The 16,447-nt window shown below is 66.4% G+C and carries 14 protein-coding genes; 6 read left to right on the top strand and 8 right to left on the bottom strand.

The features are described 5' to 3' along the window. Positions 1-130: 130 nt before the first annotated feature. Complete coding sequence (locus D779_RS16920; RefSeq protein WP_043756318.1) at positions 131-559, top strand: CBS domain-containing protein; 429 nt, start codon at positions 131-133, stop codon at positions 557-559. Between the two features lie 43 nt (positions 560-602). On the opposite strand, the gene nudB is transcribed toward D779_RS16920, so the two are convergent. The 3 genes from nudB to D779_RS16905 form a co-directional block, all read right to left on the bottom strand. Further along, the gene (gene nudB / locus D779_RS16915) at positions 603-1,112 is read right to left on the bottom strand and encodes a dihydroneopterin triphosphate diphosphatase (protein WP_094300804.1); all 510 of its coding nucleotides are present in this window, start codon (positions 1,110-1,112) and stop codon (positions 603-605) included. A 32-nt stretch (positions 1,113-1,144) separates the two neighbouring features. Continuing rightward, the gene (gene aspS, locus D779_RS16910; protein WP_043756314.1) at positions 1,145-2,923 is read right to left on the bottom strand and encodes an aspartate--tRNA ligase; all 1,779 of its coding nucleotides are present in this window, start codon (positions 2,921-2,923) and stop codon (positions 1,145-1,147) included. A 234-nt stretch (positions 2,924-3,157) separates the two neighbouring features. Beyond that, positions 3,158-3,463 carry an FmdB family zinc ribbon protein gene (locus tag D779_RS16905; protein ID WP_043756313.1) on the bottom strand — a complete coding sequence of 102 codons (306 nt, stop codon included), beginning with the start codon at positions 3,461-3,463 and terminating at the stop codon, positions 3,158-3,160. A gap of 177 nt (positions 3,464-3,640) precedes the next feature. On the opposite strand from D779_RS16905, the gene D779_RS16900 reads away from it, so the two are divergent. From D779_RS16900 to D779_RS16885, 4 genes are all read left to right on the top strand, one after another. Then, on the top strand, positions 3,641-4,495 hold the full coding sequence (locus D779_RS16900; RefSeq protein WP_043756311.1) for an SDR family oxidoreductase: 855 nt from the start codon (positions 3,641-3,643) through the stop codon (positions 4,493-4,495). Positions 4,496-4,661: 166 nt separating this feature from the next. After that, positions 4,662-5,984, top strand: a complete 1,323-nt coding sequence (locus D779_RS16895; RefSeq protein WP_043756310.1) for a DUF6118 family protein — start codon at positions 4,662-4,664, stop codon at positions 5,982-5,984. Beyond that, entirely contained in the window at positions 5,981-6,862 is an 882-nt protein-coding gene (locus D779_RS16890) for an SPOR domain-containing protein (protein WP_043756308.1), read from the top strand. The genes D779_RS16895 and D779_RS16890 overlap by 4 nt, the downstream gene beginning before the upstream one ends. Positions 6,863-6,938: 76 nt before the next feature. Then, entirely contained in the window at positions 6,939-7,724 is a 786-nt protein-coding gene (locus tag D779_RS16885; protein WP_043756306.1) for a MinD/ParA family protein, read from the top strand. Between the two features lie 46 nt (positions 7,725-7,770). Here the strand turns inward: D779_RS16885 and greA are convergent, their stop codons facing one another. From greA to carA, 3 genes are all read right to left on the bottom strand, one after another. Next, entirely contained in the window at positions 7,771-8,247 is a 477-nt protein-coding gene (greA, locus tag D779_RS16880; RefSeq protein WP_043756304.1) for a transcription elongation factor GreA, read from the bottom strand. A 115-nt stretch (positions 8,248-8,362) separates the two neighbouring features. Then, positions 8,363-11,572, bottom strand: coding sequence for a carbamoyl-phosphate synthase large subunit (carB, locus tag D779_RS16875; RefSeq protein WP_043756302.1), 3,210 nt, complete (start codon positions 11,570-11,572; stop codon positions 8,363-8,365). Between the two features lie 38 nt (positions 11,573-11,610). Further along, entirely contained in the window at positions 11,611-12,765 is a 1,155-nt protein-coding gene (carA, locus tag D779_RS16870) for a glutamine-hydrolyzing carbamoyl-phosphate synthase small subunit (RefSeq protein ID WP_081763569.1), read from the bottom strand. A 265-nt stretch (positions 12,766-13,030) separates the two neighbouring features. Here carA and trxA point away from each other — a divergent pair, with 265 nt between their 5' ends. Further along, positions 13,031-13,894: a thioredoxin gene (gene trxA / locus D779_RS16865; protein ID WP_043756301.1), complete on the top strand. Its 864-nt coding sequence runs from the start codon at positions 13,031-13,033 to the stop codon at positions 13,892-13,894. A gap of 136 nt (positions 13,895-14,030) precedes the next feature. On the opposite strand, the gene tilS is transcribed toward trxA, so the two are convergent. Together tilS and accA are read right to left on the bottom strand one after the other, a co-directional pair. Next, positions 14,031-15,392: a tRNA lysidine(34) synthetase TilS gene (gene tilS / locus D779_RS16860; RefSeq protein ID WP_043756299.1), complete on the bottom strand. Its 1,362-nt coding sequence runs from the start codon at positions 15,390-15,392 to the stop codon at positions 14,031-14,033. A gap of 54 nt (positions 15,393-15,446) precedes the next feature. Beyond that, complete coding sequence (accA, locus tag D779_RS16855) at positions 15,447-16,403, bottom strand: acetyl-CoA carboxylase carboxyl transferase subunit alpha (RefSeq protein ID WP_043756297.1); 957 nt, start codon at positions 16,401-16,403, stop codon at positions 15,447-15,449. Positions 16,404-16,447: the final 44 nt, after the last annotated feature.

The raw sequence follows: 16,447 nt of genomic DNA, 5'->3' as shown, positions 1-16,447 counted from the left end.
TATATTGAATGATTGGCCACCGCCTCGTCTCAGCGCCCGACACCGCCGACCCGTGACCACTGGATGGCACCCTGAGGCACGACCTGGACCCGAAGCACCGCGCCCGAGGCCCCGACCGTCCGGAGGAACCATGAAGACAGCCCTGGAACTGCTCGACGAAAAAGGCAGCCGCGTCTGGTCGATCGGCCCGGACGCCAGCGTTCACGAGGCGCTCGGGCTCATGGCCGAACATCATATCGGCGCCCTTCTGGTCATCGACGACACGGGTCCGGTCGGACTGGTTTCCGAGCGCGACCATGCCCGGGACGCGGCGCGCAACGCGCGCTCGCCCCTGGAAACGCAGGTGCGCGACATCATGACCCGGCACCTCATCTGCGTCTCGCCCGACCTCGAACTCGATCAGGCCATGGCCGTCATGACCGAGCGGCGGGTCCGCCATCTGCCGGTCCTCGACGACGGGGTGATCCTGGGCATCATCTCCATCGGCGACATCGTCAAATCCATCAACGCCGGCAAGCATTTCGCCGTCGAGCATCTGGAGCGGGTCCTGGAATCCTGACGGCCCACGAAAGGACCGGATAGATTCCGGCCGAGGATGCGTCTCATCCGAGCACGGCGGCCAGATCCAGGATGGCATCGCGATTGGTCCAGGATCCGGTGAGCTCCGCCGCCTCGCGGGCCGGAAGCCAGAGATATTCCTGATGCTCGCGCGGATTGAGGCGGACGAAGCGCTGCGAATCCAGGACCAGCGCGAAGCGATACTCGCGGTTGAAGCAGATGTTGGGGCCATAGCGCCTGCGCCAGGCCGGGATGATGGGAAAGAGCGTCGAACGGCGCATGTCCACCAGCCCGCCACCGGCCAGGATCCCCGTCTCCTCGCGCACCTCGCGCGCGGCGGCGCTTCTGGGCGTCTCGCCCGGCGACAGGCTGCCGGTCACCGACTGCCAGAACCCCGCCGGACGCGTCCGCCGCAGCAGCAGAAAATCGCCTCGACGGGTGCAGATGACGACCAAGACGGACTGCGGCCGCTTGCGTTCCTCATGGGACTTGGCGCTCGCATCCTCGCCCTGACCGAGGGTCTCGGGGTCGGATCCCGCGACGAGATCCGACATCCTGCCGAACTCGAAGCGCCGCATCCCGGTCCTCAAGCCTTGGCTCTGAGACGCAGGGCCAGTTCCTTGAGCTGGGCCTCGTCCACCGCGGACGGCGCATCGGTCAGCAGACAGGCCGCGGTCTGGGTCTTGGGGAAGGCCATGACGTCGCGGATCGAGTGCGCGCCCGTCATCAGCATCACCAGACGGTCCAGACCGAAAGCGATGCCGCCGTGGGGCGGACAGCCGAACTTGAGCGCCTTGAGCAGGAAGCCGAAGCGGTCCTCGGCCTGCTCGTCGCTGATGTTGAGCAGCTTGAAGACACGGCGCTGGACGGCGTCGCGATGGATACGGATGGAGCCGCCGCCGATTTCGGTGCCGTTCAACACCATGTCGTAGGCGCGCGAGAGACAGGCGCCCGGATCCTGCTCCAGGGTGTCGAGCTGCTCCTCCTTGGGCGCGGTGAAGGGATGGTGCAGCGCGACCCAGCGGTTGCTGTTGGGATCGTGCTCGAACATGGGGAAGTCGACCACCCACAGCGGACGCCACTCGCCCTCCATCAGACCGCGATCCTGGCCGAGCTTGACGCGCAGCGCGCCGATCGACTCGTTGACCACCTTGGCCTTGTCGGCGCCGAAGAAGACCAGATCGCCGTCCTCGGCCCCGGTGCGCTCCATGATGCCCTGGACCGCGTCGTCGGGGAGGAACTTGAGGATGGGCGACTGCAGACCCTCGCGGCCCTTGGCGGCCCAGTCGTTGACCTTGATGTAGGCCAGACCCTTGGCGCCGTAGATGCCGACGAAATTGGTGTAGCCGTCGATCTCCTTGCGGCTCAGCTCGCCGCCCTTGGGCAGACGCAGGGCGACCACGCGGCCCTCTGGATCCTTGGCCGGACCGGAGAAGACCTTGAAGTCGACACCGCCCATGAGGTCGGCGACGTCGATCAGCTCCAGGGGCACGCGCAGATCGGGGCGGTCGGAGCCGAAGCGGCGCATCGACTCGGCATAGGTCAGACGCGGGAAGGGATCGGGCAGCTCGATCCCGTTCACCTCGCGGAAGAGGGTGCGGATCATCTCCTCCATCATCTCCATCAGCGCGTCCTCGCTCATGAAGGACATCTCGATGTCGAGCTGGGTGAACTCGGGCTGACGGTCGGCGCGCAGGTCCTCGTCGCGGAAGCAGCGGGCGACCTGGTAGTAGCGGTCCATGCCCGACATCATCAGCAGCTGCTTGAAGAGCTGGGGCGACTGGGGCAGCGCGAAGAACTCGCCGGGATGGGTGCGGCTGGGCACCAGATAGTCGCGCGCACCCTCGGGGGTGGACTTGGTGAGGATGGGCGTCTCGATGTCGAGGAAGCCCTGGGCGTCGAGGAAATTGCGCAGGACCTGGGTCACGCGGCTACGGGTACGCAGACGCGCCTGCATCTCGGGACGGCGCAGATCGACGTAGCGATAGCGCAGACGGATCTCCTCCGAGGCGTCGGCCGAGTGGGTGTCGAGCTGGATCGGCGGGGTATCGGAGGCGTTCAGGATCTCCAGACCCAGACCCAGGACCTCGACCTCGCCGGTCGGCAGATCCGGATTCACGGTGCCCTCGGGACGCGGACGCACCCGGCCCTTGATCTCGAGCACGTACTCGCTGCGCACCTGCTCCGCGAGCGCGAAGATCTCGGCGCGGTCCGGATCGAAGACCACCTGGACCAGACCGTCGCGGTCACGCAGATCGATGAAGATGACGCCCCCATGGTCGCGCCGCCGTTGAACCCAGCCGCACAGCACCACCTCCTGGCCATCATGACTGCTGTTCAACTCTCCACAATAATGCGTGCGCATCGGTCTATCGCCCCATCTGTTTTAGCGGTGGACGATCCGGCATGGAAATGGGCCGGGATCGTCATGAAAAAGCAGGGAAGGTTACTGTTAGCACTTGGTTGGCGCAAGTACGAAGCGACGCTAGGGCGCCTGTTGCGAGCCGGCCGAGACGAGGATGTCGAGCCCATACGGAGATCTCGGGCACGAGGGAAAAACCGGCCGGGCGCCAGCCATCGCTGGTACCCGACCGAACGATCAGGCGGCGCTCTTCTGGGCGGGCTTGGAGGCGGAGGAGCCGTCGCTCTTGCCGGTGCCGGCACTTGCGGACTTGGCGGTATCCTTCTTCTCGCCCGAATCGTGCAGGTTCTTCTTGGAGCCGCCCTTCTTGAAGTCGGTCTCGTACCAGCCGCCGCCCTTGAGGCGGAATCCGGCGGCCGAGATGAGCTTTTTCAGCGCCGGCTGGCCGCAGGCGGGACAGTCGGTCAGCGGCGGATCGCTGATCTTCTGCATCGCCTCCAATTCATGATCGCAGTTCTCGCAACGATACTCGTAGAATGGCATCGGTCGTTCCTCAATCAAACATCAGGTGGACAAAGACGCGAAGCCCATCGGGCTTCGAGCGTCGAAAACCAAAACCGCCCGCCGACTGGATCCATATCGAATCGGCTTGCAGCCGACGGCGAGATTCGCGTTAATGGGGCATCCTCAATCTGACGCCATCGATCATCCCGGGCACTCATGCACCAAGCCGAAGCACCCACCCTGCTCATCACCGGCTGTTCCAGCGGGATCGGTCACCACTGCGCCAAGGGCATGGCCGCGCGCGGCTGGACGGTGATCGCATCGGCGCGCCGTCAGGAAGACGTCGCCCGACTCGCCGACGAGGGATTGACCGCGGTTCGACTGGACCTGGACGACCCGGACAGCATCCGCCGCGGTCTCGAGGAGACCCTGGCGCTCACTGGCGGCCGCCTGGACGCACTCTTCAACAACGGCGCCTACGGACAGCCCGGCGCGGTCGAGGATCTGAGCCGCGACACCTTGCGCGCGCAACTCGAAACCAATCTGCTCGGCTGGCACGATCTGACCTCCCGGGTCATCCCCATCATGCGTCGCCAGGGACGGGGGCGGATCGTGCACAACAGCTCGGTCCTGGGGCTGGTCGCCCTGCCCTTTCGCGGCGCCTACGTGGCCAGCAAGTTCGCCCTGGAGGGTCTGACCGACACCCTGAGGCTCGAGCTGCGCGGGACCGGCATCGGCGTCTCGCTGATCGAGCCCGGCCCCATCCTCAGCCGCTTCCGCGACAATGCGTACCGTGCCTTCAGGGAGCGAATCGACGTCGAGAGCAGCCCTCACCGCGAGGCCTACCTGCAGGCCGAGGCGCGCCTGACCAAGGAGGGCGCGGCCCAGCCCTTCACACTGCCGCCGGAAGCGGTGCTGAAGAAGCTCGTCCACGCGCTGGAGAATCCTAGGCCCAAGGCGCGATATTATGTCACCTTTCCGACCCACCTGCTCGGTGTGCTCAGACGTCTGCTCCCGACCGCAGGGCTGGACTGGCTCCTCGCTCGCGTGTCGCGCGGCGGACGGGGCTGAACGGATTCCGGGAACCATGGTATCGATCAGGGATCGAGCGCAGGGAACGCACACTGCCGAGATGGCCGGAACGATGCCCAACTCCGAGTCCAGCGGTCCGGAGACCATGACTCGGGACGTCGCCCGGGCGATCTCGGCTCTTCACATGTCCTAAGGCGGTGCCCTCATGACACGCAAGACACAGGATAAGCCAAGGCTCTCACCGGAAATCATCGCCATCTTCGGCCAGCGCGAAGGCGTCGGCGCCACCACGACGGCGATCAACCTGTCGCTGGGCCTGGCGGCGGCCGGACGCTCGGTGCTCCTGATCGATCTGGATCCCAAGCGCAGCGCCAGCCAGGCCATCGGATACGAAGGCAAGGATCGCGGCGGCAGCGAGAGCGCCATCACCGAGGGCAAGCTGACCCGCGACATGATCGGGTCGACCAAGATCACAGAGATCTACCTGGCCCCGGCCAACGAGGGGCTGGGCGCGCTCGAGAACGCGCTCGCCAGGATGGAGGACGGCCACACCCGGCTCTATCAGGCGCTCGCCACCCTGTCCGCCCTCTCGATCGAATTCGATCATGTGGTGCTCGACTGCCCGCCCTCTTTCAACCCATTCACCCGCAACGCACTGATCGCGGCCCACCGGGTGCTGATGCCGCTGGCCTGCGAGCGCAAGCTGCTGGACAACCTGCCGAATCTGCTCAAGACCGTCACCCAGCTGCGCGCCGGTCTCCCGCAGCCGCTCTACGGGCTCTATCTGCTGATCAGGGCTCAGACCGAAACCGATGGCGAGAACAAGCTGCTCGCCCACCTGCGCCAGGAATACGGGCGCATGTCACTCATGACCGAGATTCCCTTCGACCCCGGACTGGCCGGAGACGCTCCGCCTGGCCAGCCCTTCCTGATGCAGAGCACCACGACCCCGATCAGCCAGGCCTATCTGTCGCTGGCGACCGAGTGGCTGACCCTGGGAGAGCTCGGCGATCAGCCCGACGGCACCTGGCGCATGCGCACGCGCCAGGAGCGGATGAAGCATTACCGGGAAAGGATGCTCAAGGGCATCGAGGGATGGCGGATCGATCCCCTGTCGCGCCTCTACGACCACCAGAAGGCGATGCGACACCAGGACGCCGAGGCGCTCGAGACCCTGTTCGCGGCGATACAGCGGCCCAATCTTCTCGCTCGGCTGACGAACCCCTGGGTCCTGGCGACCGTGGCGCTGATCGCGGTCGCCGTGTCCGCGGCCATACTGCTGGCGCCTCGACTCACGGATCCGCAGCACCGCATCGAGCTGGGCGCGCGCCTGATCGGACCCGAGCATTACTGGCAGGCCGGGAGCCTGCTCCTGTCCCGCGCCGACGAAACCGCCTATCGCGAGCTCCTGCTGGGGGCGAAACTGATCGCGAGGAACCGTGAACAGCTGACGCTCTGCGGCGAGCAGGCCCGCACCGACGGCGACACCAGCTGCACCATCGACCTGCCGCCCCGGGAGGCGCGATGAAGAAGCCCATTCGACCGCGGAGCCCGGCGACGGGACGCATCGGCCTCCGGGCGCTCGCCCTGCTGCTCCCCATGGCGGTCGCCCTGGCCGAACCGGTCCAGTCACTTCCACGCGCGGCGCCCGACTCGCCCCCGGATCCCCGGTGGCTGGAACAGCTGCCCCCCCTGTCGCTGCCGCTGCCGAGACCCAGCGACATCGTCTCCGGCCCGAGACCGGAGGTGGCGCGGACGCCCGCCCGGCCGCCGAGCCATGCCTCGCCTTCCGTGGAGCCCGAAACGAAGCCGAGGCCGGAGAGGACGACAGCCCACGACATGACCACGGCGCAGCCGACGAAGGAGACGCCGACCGCATCCCAGCCGGAACCTGCCGCGCAACGACCGCCCATCACCATGGCGGATACCGAACCGCTGGAGACGACACCGACCGGGCCGGAGCCAGTCCATCCGGAACCGCCCGCCGGGATCGGCGAGTCGAGCCTCGAGACCGCTCGAATGGAAGGAACCGAGCCCCAGCCGCCGTCTCCCGCGCCCATCGTCGCCGAACCCGCGCAGCCCGACACACCCCTGGAAGCGCAGACGCCTTCCGCCGCGCCCGCGCGGACCTCGAACCGCTACCTCTGGCACGTACAATTGCTCGCCGGACGCTCGCTCGAGAAGGTCGAGACCGACCGCGAAATCTTCGTGCAGCGATACCAGAACATGCTCGGGGGATTGGAACTGACGATCAGCCGTTCGAATTACGGCGATGCCCGCGACGAATTCTACCGTCTACGCGCCCTGGAATGGACGAACGAGGCGGAGGCGAGAGACTGGTGCGCCCGGCTGCGCGAGGCAGGACATCAGTGTCTGGTCACCCGTGTGAGCGGGAACGGCGAATGACCGAGAGGAACGCCCGAATGACAGAGCGCAAGACGATTCCGAGACCCAAGACGATTCCGAGATAGCGACCCAATCCATGCGTACCCTTTGCGTCACTTCAGGAAAAGGCGGGGTCGGCAAAACCACCCTATCCATCAATCTGGGTATCGCCATCGCCCGCACCGGCCGCCGAGTGCTCATGCTCGATGGCGATCTGGGACTGGCGAACCTCAACGTGATGCTGGGCATCATCCCCAAGCTCACGATCCACGATGTGGTTCGCGGACACAAGACACTGTCCGAGATCGTCATGCCGACGGACTACGGGATCGATCTCATCGCCGGGGCGAGCGGCATCGCCGAGCTCGCCGATCTCGGCGAGAGCGAGCGACAGAACGTGATGCGCGACCTGGAGGGACTGAGCGGCTACGATTTCCTCATCATCGACACCGGGGCCGGGATCGGCAGCAACGTCGTCCGCTTCGTGCTGGCGGCCGACGACGCGCTCATCGTCACCACGCCCCATCCGACCTCGCTGACCGACGCCTACGGCATCATCAAGACGGTGCTGGCCGAGGAATCGAAACCGCTCAAGCTGCTCGTCAACTGCGCCACCTCGGCCTCGGACGCGCAGCGGATCGCATCCCGCCTGAAGGGCGTGACCGACAAGTTCATGCACGGCACGCTCGAATGCATCGGCCATGTCCCGGACGACCCCTTGATCGAGAAGAGCATCCTGGCGCAGAAGCCGCACCTGCTCCTCAATCCCAGATCGGCCAGCGCGCAGCGCATCAACGAGGCCGCCATGCGGCTGCTCAAGGGAAGCGACGGCGACCTGAAGAGCAGCCTCGGACGGTTCCTGCGGAAGCTGCTCGGCCGTTAGGTGGAGCGCCGACCGAATGCCGGAAAGGCATCGAGTCGGCATCCGTTCAGATGTAGAGCACCTCGAGGATCTCGAACTCCCGGATACCGCCGGGGGCGTCGAGCGAGGCGATATCGCCCTCGGACTTGCCGATCAGGCAACGGGCGATGGGCGAGCTGACGGAAATCATGCCCTGCTTGAGGTCGGCCTCGTCGTCGCCGACGATCTGGTAGGAGAGCTCCTCGTCCTTGTCGAGCTCCAGCACCTTGACGGTCGTGCCGAAAACCACCTTGCCGTTCGCCGCCAACGTCGTGACGTCGATGATCTGGGCGTTCGACAGCTTGCCCTCGATGTCCTTGATCCGGCCCTCGACGAAGCCCTGCTGCTCGCGCGCGGCATGATACTCGGCATTCTCCTTGAGATCGCCATGGGCGCGCGCCTCGGCGATCGCCTCGATGATGCGGGGGCGCTCGACCCGCTTCAGATGCTCCAACTCTTCGCGCAATTTCTCAGCGCCCCTGGCGGTCAGAGGTACCTTGGTCATGGTGCTTACCTCGTATGGATGCGTCGCGGCGCACGCAGGCGCAACGCGAGACAGGCCCCTTGCGGACCATATACAAAAGACGGCGGGCGCTCGTGGGCGCCCGCTATTTTTCGAATCAGTTCAGATCTTGTAACCGATTGACGCTGACGATGTCCAGCTGTTTCAGCGCCAGACAGGTCGCCTCGGCACCCGAGATGGTGGTCGTGTAGGTGACCTTGTGCTGCAGCGCCGCGCGCCGGATGGCGGCCGAATCGGCGATCGCCTTGGACCCCTCGGTGGTGTTGACGACGAAGCCGATCTCGTTGTTCTTGATCATGTCGACGATGTGCGGCCGGCCCTCGGCGACCTTGTTGACGCCGATGCAGTCGAGACCGGCCGCGCGCACCGCGGCGGCCGTTCCATGGGTGCCGTAGAGGGTGAAGCCGAATTCGAGCAGATCGCGCGCCACGTGGATCAGGCGTGTCTTGTCGGCCTCGCGCACGCTGAGCAGGGCCTTGCCGCCCTTGCGCGGCAGCAGGCTGCCCGATCCCTCCTGCGCCTTGGCATAGGCCTCGCCGAAGGTCTCGCCCACGCCCATGACCTCGCCGGTGGACTTCATCTCAGGTCCCAGGACCGAGTCCACGCCCGGGAACTTGACGAAGGGGAAGACCGCCTCCTTGACGAAATAGTGCTTGGGCCGAACCTCGCGCGTCAGCCCTTGCTCGGCCAGGGTCTTGCCCGCCATGCAGCGCGCCGCCACCTTGGCCAGCGGGATGCCGATGGCCTTGGAGACGAAGGGCACGGTCCGCGAGGCCCGCGGATTCACCTCGAGGATGAAGATGTCGTCGCCCTTGATCGCGAACTGGGCGTTCATCAGCCCCACCACGTTCAGCGCTCGGGCCAGCTTGACCATCTGGTCGCGCATGCGATCCTGAGTCAGCGGCGACAGGGTGTAGGGCGGCAGCGAACAGGCCGAATCGCCCGAATGGACGCCCGCCTGCTCGATGTGCTCCATGATGCCGCCGATCAGCACGTCGCTGCCGTCGCTGATGGCATCCACGTCGATCTCGATGGCGTCGTCGAGGAAGCGGTCGAGCAGTACCGGCGACTCGTTCGAGACCCGCACCGCCTCGCGCATGTAACGGTTGAGCTCGGCCTCCTCGTAGACGATCTCCATCGCCCGCCCGCCCAGCACATAGGAGGGCCGCACCACCAGCGGATAGCCGATCTGCGCGGCGCGCTCGATCGCCTCGGCCTCGCTGCGCGCGGTGGCGTTGGGCGGCTGACGCAGACCCAGCTCCTGGATCAGCCGCTGGAAGCGCTCGCGGTCCTCGGCCAGGTCGATGCTGTCCGGGGTGGTGCCGATGATGGGCACGCCGGCCGCCTCCAGCGCACGCGCCAGCTTCAACGGGGTCTGACCGCCGTACTGGACGATGACGCCGAACGGCTTCTCCCTGGCGACGATCTCGAGCACGTCCTCCAGGGTCAGGGGCTCGAAATAGAGCCGATCGGAGGTGTCGTAGTCGGTCGAAACCGTCTCCGGGTTGCAGTTGACCATGATGGTCTCGAAGCCGTCGTCGCGCATGGCGAAGGCGGCATGGACGCAGCAGTAGTCGAACTCGATGCCCTGACCGATGCGGTTGGGACCGCCGCCCAGGACCATGATCTTCTGCCGATCGGAGGGCTCGGACTCGCACTCCTCCTCGTAGGTGGAGTACATGTAGGCGGTGCTGGAGGCGAACTCGGCCGCGCAGGTATCGACCCGCTTGTAGACCGGATGCAGGTCCAGGGCGTGGCGCAGCTCGCGGATCTCCGTTTCCTTGGCGCCGACCAGACCGGCGATACGCCGGTCCGAGAAGCCCTTGCGCTTGAGCATGCGCAGGACCTCGAGGGTCAGACCCTCACGACCGAGCGCGCGGACCTCGCCCTCGGTCGCGACCAGATCCTGGATCTGGGCCAGGAACCAGGGATCGATGCGGCTGAGGGCGTGGATCTCCTCCAGGCTCATGCCGGCGCGGAAGGCGTCGGCGACGTAGAAGATGCGCTCGGCGCCGGTCTGGCGCACCTCGAGGCGAATCGTCTCCACCGCCTCGGGATCGGCGAGATCGACGATCTCGTCCAGCCCGTAGCGGTCGGTCTCCAGACCGCGCAGCGCCTTCTGCAGCGACTCCTGAAGGGTACGGCCGATGGCCATGACCTCGCCCACCGACTTCATCTGGGTGGTGAGACGGGCGTCGGCCAGGGGGAACTTCTCGAAGGCGAAACGCGGGATCTTGGTGACCACGTAGTCGATGGTCGGCTCGAAGGAGGCCGGGGTGGCGCCGCCGGTGATGTCGTTGCGCAGCTCGTCGAGGGTATAGCCGACGGCCAGCTTGGCCGCGACCTTGGCGATGGGGAAGCCGGTCGCCTTGGAGGCCAGGGCCGAGGAGCGCGAGACGCGCGGATTCATCTCGATGATGATCATGCGCCCGGTATCCGGATCGATGGCGAACTGGACGTTCGATCCGCCGGTATCGACGCCGATCTCGCGCAGCACCGCGAGCGCGGCGTTGCGCATGATCTGATATTCCTTGTCGGTCAGGGTCTGGGCCGGGGCGACCGTGATGGAGTCGCCCGTGTGCACGCCCATGGGGTCGAAGTTCTCGATCGAGCAGATGATGATGCAGTTGTCCGCGCGGTCGCGGACCACCTCCATCTCGTATTCCTTCCAGCCGAGCACCGACTCCTCGATCAGCAGCTCGCGGGTCGGCGAGAGATCCAGACCGCGCCGGCAGATCTCCTCGAACTCCTCCTGATTGTAGGCGATGCCGCCGCCGCTACCGCCCATGGTAAAGGAGGGACGGATGATGGACGGAAAGCCGATCGATGCCTGGACCTGATTGGCCTCCTCCAGGCTGTGGGCGATGGCCGAGCGCGGCATGTCGAGCCCGATCTTGCGCATCGCCTGACGGAAGAGGTCGCGGTCCTCGGCCTTGTCGATCGCCTCGCGCGAGGCGCCGATCAGCTCGACCCCGTACTCCTGGAGCACGCCCTCGCGCACCAGATCGAGCGCGCAGTTGAGCGCCGTCTGGCCGCCCATGGTCGGCAGCAGCGCATCCGGGCGCTCCTTCTCGATGATGGCGGCCAGGGCACGCCAGGTGACCGGCTCGATGTAGGTGGCGTCGGCCATCTCGGGGTCGGTCATGATGGTGGCCGGATTCGAGTTGACCAGGATGACCCGGAACCCCTCTTCCCGCAGCGCCTTGCAGGCCTGTGCCCCGGAATAATCGAACTCGCACGCCTGGCCGATGACGATGGGGCCGGAGCCGATGATGAGAATGCTATGGATGTCGGTACGCTTGGGCATTTGGTGTCACGCGGTAATCGATGAAGGGAAACGCAGGATCAGGCGGCGTCGGCCTTGCGCTCCCGCATCAGATCGATGAAATGGTCGAAGACGGGTGCCACATCATGGGGGCCAGGGCTGGCCTCCGGATGCCCCTGGAAGCTGAAGGCCGGACGCTCGCGGTGATGGATGCCCTGAAGCGATCCGTCGAACAGCGAGCGGTGCGTCGCCTCCACCGTGGACGGCAGGCTCTCCTCGTCCACCGCGAAGCCGTGGTTCTGGCTGCTGATCATGACGACGCCGGTCGCGAGATCCTGCACCGGGTGATTGGCGCCATGATGGCCGAACTTCATCTTGAGCGTGCGCGCGCCGCAGGCGAGGCCCAGCAGCTGGTGCCCGAGACAGATGCCGAACATGGGGATACCGGACTCCAGCAGGTCGCGGATGGCGGCGATGGCGTAGTCGCAGGGCTCGGGATCGCCGGGGCCGTTCGAGAGGAAGACGCCGTCCGGCTCCAGGGCCAGAACGGTCGCCGCCGGCATATGGGCCGGGACCACGGTGACGTGGCAGCCGCGCGCGACCAGCATGCGCAGGATGTTGCGCTTGATGCCGTAGTCGTAGGCGACCACGTGGTAGGGCAGCTGCTCGGCGACCGGCTTCACCGGCTCGGGCAGCCCGGCCGGGAGCGTCCACACGCCCTGGGTCCAGGAATAGGCCTCCTGGGTCGAGGCGTGCTGCGCCAGATCCATCCCCTTGAGCCCGGGGAAGGCACGCGCCTCGGCGAGCGCCGTGTCGACGTCCACTCCGTCGCCCGCCTGGATGCAGCCGTTCTGCGCGCCCTTTTCGCGCAGGATGCGGGTCAGACGACGGGTGTCGATATCGGCGATCCCGACGACCTTCTGCCGTTTCAGATAGGCGTCCAGCGTCTCCTGCATGCGAAAATTGCTCGGCAGGATGGGCAGGTCGCGGATGATGAGGCCGGCCGCCTGAACCGCTTCGGACTCTTCGTCCTCCGGGTTGACGCCGACGTTGCCGATGTGCGGATAGGTGAGCGTGACGAGCTGTCTCAGATACGAGGGATCCGTGAGGATCTCCTGATAGCCGGACATCGCGGTGTTGAATACGACTTCACCGACGCTGATCCCATCGGCGCCAATCGACGTTCCGTGGAAGACCGAGCCGTCTTCCAGAACCAGAACTGCGGGTTTTCTCAAGGGTATCTCCGAATCCGGGCGAGGACGCGCGACGGCCGCGGCGGGAAGCACGAGCGGCGACATCAGCACGTATTAGGGTTGGGCCACTGGCTGCGCACTGACCCGGGTGAATTCTAATTAAGCGGCGCCATGCTGTCCATGAGGCTCGCCGTCCGAAACGCTCGGCCCGACACCCCGACCCCATGGCACCGACACTTGCATCCATCTCTCGGCATCTCTATTTTCGGCCGCTATCTCTCGTTTCCAAGCCAGTACGATATCTACCATGACCGATTCCCCGAATGTTGTGATCGCTACCGCTGAAAGTTTTCAATCCCTCGTCCTCGACGCGTCCTTCGATCGTCCGGTACTGGTCGACTTCTGGGCGGACTGGTGCGCACCCTGCCGCATGCTGATGCCGCTGCTCGCCAAGTTGGCGGACGAATATCGCGGCCGCTTCCTCCTCGCCAAGGTCAACACCGAGGAGGAGCAGGCACTGGCGGCCCAATTCGGTATCCGCAGCCTGCCGACGGTCCAGCTCTTCAAGTCGGGACGCGCGGTGGACCAGTTCATGGGCGCCCTCCCCGAGTCTCAGATCCGCGAGTTCATCGACCGCCATATCCCGCGCGCCACCGACGGGCTTCTGACCCAGGCCCAGCACCTGATCGCCGCCGGCAGCCTCGAGGAAGCGCGCGGACTGCTCGAAAGGGTCAAAGCCGAAGATCCAGACAACGCCCGACTGCGGCTGGCCGAGGTCCAGATGACGGCCGCCGAGGGCGACGTCGCCACCGCCCTCGACGAGATCGACAGGCTGCCGCTCGAGCTCGTCAACGACCCAGAGGTCGCCACCCTGCGTGGCCAGCTGCGCTTCTCCAGCGCCCTGTCCGACGCCCCGCCAGAGGCCGAGCTGAAGGCGCGTCTCCAACAGGACGACAAGGACAGCGAGGCCCGTTATCTGCTCGCGGCCCATCATGTGCTGCGCGCCGACTATGCCGGGGCGCTCGATCTGCTGCTGGACCTGATGAAGCGCGATCGCGCCTATGGCGACGATGCCGGGCGCAAGGGCATGCTAGCCGTGTTCGACCTGCTGGGCGGAGGCGGCGACCTGGTGGCCGGCTACCGCGCCAAGATGATGAACGCGCTCTATTGATCGGACGACCGCGCGGATAGGTAGGGAGCAATAGGCCGCCCAGAGGGGCGGCCGTATTGCGCCGTATGGATAGCGACCGGGGCCGAGACGACGGCACCGCAAACCATGCGGCGCAATACGCTGTCGCTATTGCGCCCTACGAGGAATCGCGGCCGGGTTGCGGCAGCCACGCCTCCCAGGGGTGGCCGGTCCATCGAATCTCGGCGCCGGCGGAGGCGCCTTCGTCTGGCGCGCAGGCGCAAACTCCGGCGATCGCGATCAGGGTCTCGCCCTCGAAGACCAGGGGGACATAGGCGCGCAGCCAGCCGGGGATGCCGGCGTCCTGGAACAGCTTCTTCAATGCCCGGCTCGGACGACCGGCCGACGAGCGGCAGGTCAGGGTGGACCGACCGAAACCGACCCGGAGACGTCGCCCCCCCGACCCCGCAGCCTCTGGGCGCCATTCGAGCCTCCCCAAGGGCTCAGGCAGCTGCAGCGAATGCGTCCCCTGCCCGATCGACCATGGAAGCGCCGAATCCGGCGCTGGAGCGCGCGGCAGCGGCTGCAGGACGAAGAGGTCGTCGCGGTAGCGCCGAACCTCGCACCCCGACCAGAGGACCTGCGGATTCGCGTCAGCGCGCGCCACCAGCATCTCGTCGAGGATACGCGCGAGGTGCCGGCTGTCGGGCGGACGAAATCCACCCAGCTTCAGCCAGCGCCGCACCACGCCCGCACGCAAGGGGCGCCCCAGATCCAGCAAGGCACGAATGGACAGGGTACCGGGGCGCCCGCCGGGGATATCCGCGAGCACGCGGTCGGCCAGCTCGTCCACCAGATCGGCGGCCTCGGCGCAGTGTCCGGCGCTGCGGGACAGGGTCGCGGCGCAGGATGGCCAGCGTGCCCGCAACAGGGGCATCACCCGATGACGCAGATAGTTGCGGTCGAAGGACAGGTGGTCGTTGCTCGGATCCTGGATCCAGTCGAGCCCGCGCGCATCGGCGAAGTCCATCAGCGCGGCGCGCGGCAGCCCGAGCAGCGGCCTCACCAGCCGCCCGGCCCCGAGCGGCAGGATGCGCGGCATGGATGCCAGGCCCTGGACGCCGCCGCCGCGCAACAGGGCCAGCAGCAGGGTCTCGGCCTGATCGTCCTGATGATGGGCGGTAAGCAGCAGATCGTCCGGATCGAGCAGATCCACGAAGGCGTCATACCGCGCCTCGCGTGCCAGCGCCTCCAGACTCTCGCCGGGAATCGGCCGCAGACCGAGCGGCCTGACCTCGCAGGTCAGCCCCAGAACCTCGCATCGCGTCCGGCAGCGCGAGGCCCAGACGGCGGATCGGGGATGCAGTCCGTGATCGACGTGAACGGCCGCAAGCTCGCCCGGAAGCCGCTCCCGCACCTCGCTCAGGGCGGTCAGCAAAACCTCGGAATCCAGCCCGCCGCTATAGGCGACCCAGCACCGGCGGACCGAATCCAGCTCGGAGAGCGCGTCGGCGAGACGGGCCGGATCGAGCTTGGGCATGGGCACGGCTTAGGACGAGAGCAAGCCGATCCGGAAGCCGGGAAGGTCCCGGCATCACTCCTTGAAGCGGCCGCAGGCCATCAAACGTTTGTAGCGGTCGGCGATCAGGGCGTCCAGCGGAAGGGCCTCGAGGGACTCCAACCGGGCGAGCAGCGCCTCCTTCAGATATTTGGCGGCCAGATCCGGGTTGCGGTGTGCCCCGCCCGGCGGCTCCTTGACCACCTGATCGACGAGCCCCTGCTCGAGCAGCTTGTCGGAGGTGATGGCCATGGCCTCGGCCGCCAGCTGGGCCTTGTCCGCGCTCTTCCAGAGGATGGAGGCGCAGCCCTCGGGCGAGATGACCGAATAGGTACTGAACTGCAGCATGCCGACCCAGTCGCCGACCCCGATCGCCAGCGCGCCGCCCGAGCCGCCCTCGCCCACCACGGTGCAGAGGATGGGCGTGCGCAAGGTGGACATCTCGCGCAGATTGCGGGCGATGGCCTCGCTCTGCCCGCGCTCCTCGGCACCGACGCCCGGATAGGCGCCGGGGGTGTCGATGAAGGTCAGAATGGGCATGCCGAAGCGCTCGGCCATCTGCATCAGACGCAGCGCCTTGCGATAGCCCTCGGGGCGCGGCATGCCGAAATTGCGCAGGATCTTCTCCTTGGTGTCGCGACCCTTCTGATGGCCGATCACCATGACCGGCCGCCCCTCGATGCGGGCCAGGCCACCGACGATGGCGCGATCGTCGGCGAAGGCGCGATCGCCGTGGAGCTCGTGGAATTCGTCGAAGATGCGGCGGACGTAGTCGAGCAGATAGGGCCGCTGCGGATGGCGCGACAACTGCGAGATCTGCCAGGGCGTGAGCGAGGAGAAGATGGATTCGGTCATCGCCACGCACTTCGACTGCAGACGCTCGATCTCCTCCTGGATGTTGAGCTCGTTATCGTGGCCGACCAGGCGCAGCTCTTCGATCTTCGCCTCGAGCTCCGCGATAGGTTGTTCGAAATCGAGAAAATTAAGGTCCATAGCCCCAGTATATTTATCGTTGTCTTACGCCAACGCGCCAATCT

It is taken from the genome of Imhoffiella purpurea (assembly GCF_000585215.1).
Classification (GTDB): domain Bacteria; phylum Pseudomonadota; class Gammaproteobacteria; order Chromatiales; family Chromatiaceae; genus Imhoffiella; species Imhoffiella purpurea.
This window is presented reverse-complemented; position numbering and strand designations above follow the sequence as displayed.